This window comes from Conservatibacter flavescens (genome assembly GCF_002795425.1).
Lineage (GTDB): Bacteria > Pseudomonadota > Gammaproteobacteria > Enterobacterales > Pasteurellaceae > Conservatibacter > Conservatibacter flavescens.
In genome coordinates, this window is the sequence record NZ_PHHA01000030.1 from 1 (window position 1) to 3,694 (window position 3,694).

Annotated in this window: 4 protein-coding genes; all 4 read left to right on the plus strand. The window is 40.8% G+C overall.

Annotation, left to right across the window (positions count from 1 at the left end; translation table 11 throughout):
* The coding region (locus CVP05_RS11185) for a VENN motif pre-toxin domain-containing protein (protein WP_165773156.1) at positions 1-1,045 on the plus strand (1,045 nt) is incomplete at its 5' end.
* Positions 1,046-1,256: 211 nt separating this feature from the next.
* Entirely contained in the window at positions 1,257-2,990 is a 1,734-nt protein-coding gene (locus tag CVP05_RS11190) for an ESPR-type extended signal peptide-containing protein (protein ID WP_100289657.1), read from the plus strand.
* Positions 2,991-3,191: 201 nt separating this feature from the next.
* Entirely contained in the window at positions 3,192-3,377 is a 186-nt protein-coding gene (locus CVP05_RS12670) for a hypothetical protein (RefSeq protein ID WP_100289656.1), read from the plus strand.
* 48 nt (positions 3,378-3,425) lie between these two features.
* The coding region (locus CVP05_RS11205; protein ID WP_133118720.1) for a hypothetical protein at positions 3,426-3,694 on the plus strand (269 nt) is incomplete at its 3' end.

The window sequence follows — 3,694 nt, forward strand, 5'->3', positions numbered from 1 at the left end:
AAAACTCTACGATAAGCCAGTGGATACACTCACTGAAAGTGAGAAACAACACGTGGTGTTCCTCAGTCAGTTAGCAAGTGGTTTAGCGGCCGGTATCACTGGAGATAGCACGACAAACGCGGTTGCTGGTGCGGAGACTGGGAAACGGGCGGTGGAGAATAACTTCCTTAGTCTAGCGGAATGGCAGACATTAGAACGTCTTTCACAGAAAAAAGTGTTAACAGAAGATGAAGCACAAGAAGTGGTACGTCTAATGGCAAAAGATAAACACTCTGAACGATTATTAGCAAAATATCAAGCGCAATTTAATGGCGGTGAGGCATTAAGTGCAACAGAGCACGAACATTTAGCCACTTGGATTAGGGAATATGGACCGCTTGTCGAACAAATAAACCGCTTGAATCAACCGGCCTTTAGTGCAGAGTTACGGCCGGATTACAGAGAAATGATAGATAACGCAACTCGTATCTTGAATCATGCTTCTCGCTATGAAAGCCAACAAGCGGCCTCCTTAAAAACAGGTTTAGAGCTTGGCCCTGGTGGGGTAGGTGTTGTGAAAGCGACAGCAGAAGCTGCAGCCAAGTTAGGCGCGTTGGGCGTGGTAGGAGAGAAAGGGAAAGCCCTAGCAGAAGGACTTGCTAGAAGCGCAGAAAAATACCCATTCTTAACCGATGTAGCAGCAACAGGGATTGTGAATACAGGGTATCAGCTGTCACAAGATAAACCGTATGACCCATATAGCTTATTGCAAGCAGAGTTATCGACGGTATTAACCAGAAATCGGTCTCTTAGCCAACAAGTGAGTATTAATATAGGGTTAAGTACATTATCAACAACGAATGATGAAGACTATGGCTGGAATGCGTTGGGGGCTGTAAGTGGAACATTGGGCGCACATGGAGCATCGAAAATAAATTATGGAATTAGATCTATGAATCAATTTGCTAATCCAATTATTTCTAATTATGCAGGGGAATATTTTGGTGATTCAGAAAGAATAAAATCCACAATTAATAATTTGAAAGAGGGTTATAAGTTTGAATAATTTTTATTTATCAAGAGTTTTTTTTATAGCTATATATTGTTTATTATTGAGTAGAGATATTTTTGCAATGATATATATATATAAAATATAATACAATTTATTGGGATAATATTGCATTTTATGAGGCTTTCAAAGCAGCATTAATATTGTTTATCCCTATAGTTATTATTCAGTTTTGTTTATATAAATATGGCTCTGAAAAATATAGGAAATGAATAAAAACACCTACCGCCTAATATTCAGCCAGTCCCAGCAACAATTTATTGTTGTTTCGGAATTGGCTAAATCCAAAAGCGCTTTGGAAAGAAGTGCGGTGGTTTTTTGTTTAGATTTTGAAGAAAAGCTGAGACAATTTGTTTATTTTGAAAATGACACCTTACGAACAAACCACTTCACCTGGAACCTAAGCCTGAGCGCAAGTGGCAACAAAGCCCGCAGCCATTTTGAACAAGTGGGCAATCAGTCGGGGTTATTTGCTGAAGAGGGCGGCTATCATATTCAGGCAAAAAATGTGCACCTTGAGGGCGGCGCGATTAGCAGTACCAATCCGGATAACAGCGAGTTAGCCACTAACCAGCTGACCTTTAAGGATATCCACAACCAAAGCCGTTTCCAGGCAATGTCTGCTTCAGGCAGTGCGGCCTACGGCAATGACACTTATTCCGGCAAAGACATTACGGGCGCCTCACCGGGCTTGCCGCTACTTAACCAAGAGCATGCCCAAAGTGTCACCAAAGCGACCCTAACAGAGGGCAATATCACCCTAAGCAAAGACAGCGCACCTATCCACACCAGCGCACAAGCTTTAGGGATTAATACAGACCTCTCGAAAGCCAATCCACAATTGAATGGGCCAAAAGACATTCATAAGACACTGGCAGAACAAAGCAAGCTCAGTGATTCAGTGGGTAAAATCGCCAGCGCGAGCCAAAGCTATGCAAGCCAACGGGCAAAACAAGCGGTAGAAAAAGGCGATACAGAAGAGGCGAAAAAATGGCAAACCGGTGGCGAATATAAGCGCAACCTGGATATGGCAACAGCAGTTCTCACCGGCGCCCTTGCGGGACAAAGCATCGAGTCCATCGCCGCCAAAGGCGCTTCCCCACTGGTTAACAACGCCATTAAACAGGCCACAGAGGGCAATTCAGAGGCGAATATCTTAGCCCACACCTTATGGAGCGCCATTGAAACCCACCTAAGCGGTGGTAATGCCCTAGCGGGCGCCGTAGCCGGCGGCAGCGCCGAAGCTCTCGCCCCAATCTTAGCGGAAAAACTCTACAGCAAATCCGCCAGCGAACTGACGGAGGCAGAGAAGCAACATATTGTCGGCTTAAGCAGTATCGCAGGGGGAATACTCTCTGCCGCAACCGCCCATACCGGCGACACCAGCAGCACAGTTACCACTCTTGCCAATGCAGCATTGGGAGCGGATACGGCGAAAAGCGCGGTGGAGAATAACTGGGCATTAGACAGTATCTATAATAACCCATCATATTCCAATAATTTGTTACATAAAGCAAAAGGAGAGGAGATAAAAGAAGAGTTGGAACAATATGGTAGAGATGTATCTATACCGCATTATGTTGCTTTGGAAGGTGGCGTATATAAATATAATGGTAAATTAATTTTAAATACAAGAACTGGGGACTTATTAGTTTCAGGAGGTGTTTCACCTATTAATATACCAGCTTCATCTGGAGTGTCTTTATCCGTAGAAACAGGTTGGATAACTGAAGTTGGTTATAATGAGGCCGGAGAGCGTTTAGGTACAATGATTAATTCATCTCTACAAGGAATGGGTTATGGTGCAAAAGTTTGTTATTATTTATGTGTGGGAGGAGCAAAAACAATTTCAGATAACCCTAAAACTATTATATCTATTGGAGTAGGAGCTGGATTCAGTGGAAATGGTAGTATAGATAAAACTTGGGATTTGCCGAAATGAAATATTTATTATTTATTGTGGCATGGGTGATTTTATTTATATATATTACTTTTTCGCAGAATGCTCGAATGCTTATTGTGAAAAAATATAGATCCGAGTTTCTTGATCACTCATTTTCTTTTTTGGGAGAAGATATTGCTATTCAAAAAGATAATAAATTTTTTTCTTCTAAAGTTAGAGTAGATATAAAAAAGAATATTCATGTTTTTTTTTTATGAAAATGTTATTCTTAGTTTAGGTTATAATAAAGCATCTAATAAGAGTGATGTTTATTGTAAAAATAAAGAAAGTATTAAATTAATATCTGATAATGATAGTTTGCAGGCGGTTATTTATACTTATCCTGATCATAGATGTGATGAGCTGGAATTTAATAAGAAAGAATAAAATCTATAATTTTATGGTTTAGATTTAATCTTGATTTATGAACTTGCTATGAGAATTTCAACCGCAGTTGGTGTAGTGACTAAAAATATGGGCATCTTGGGAATAGCGACCACAAATAGTGGGGTTGAGTTTAGTGATGCTTATTTTAGAAAAGGCGAAGATGCTTTAACGGCTGCAAAAGCAGGCGGGATTTCTTTTGGGGTGTCTGCAGTTGGTGGTGTGTTAGGAAAAACTGTGGAGAAATCATCAAGTGGTTATTTTAATCCTGCATGGAAGAAATATGAGGAAAAAGCGGGGCATTTACCTTACGGAATATC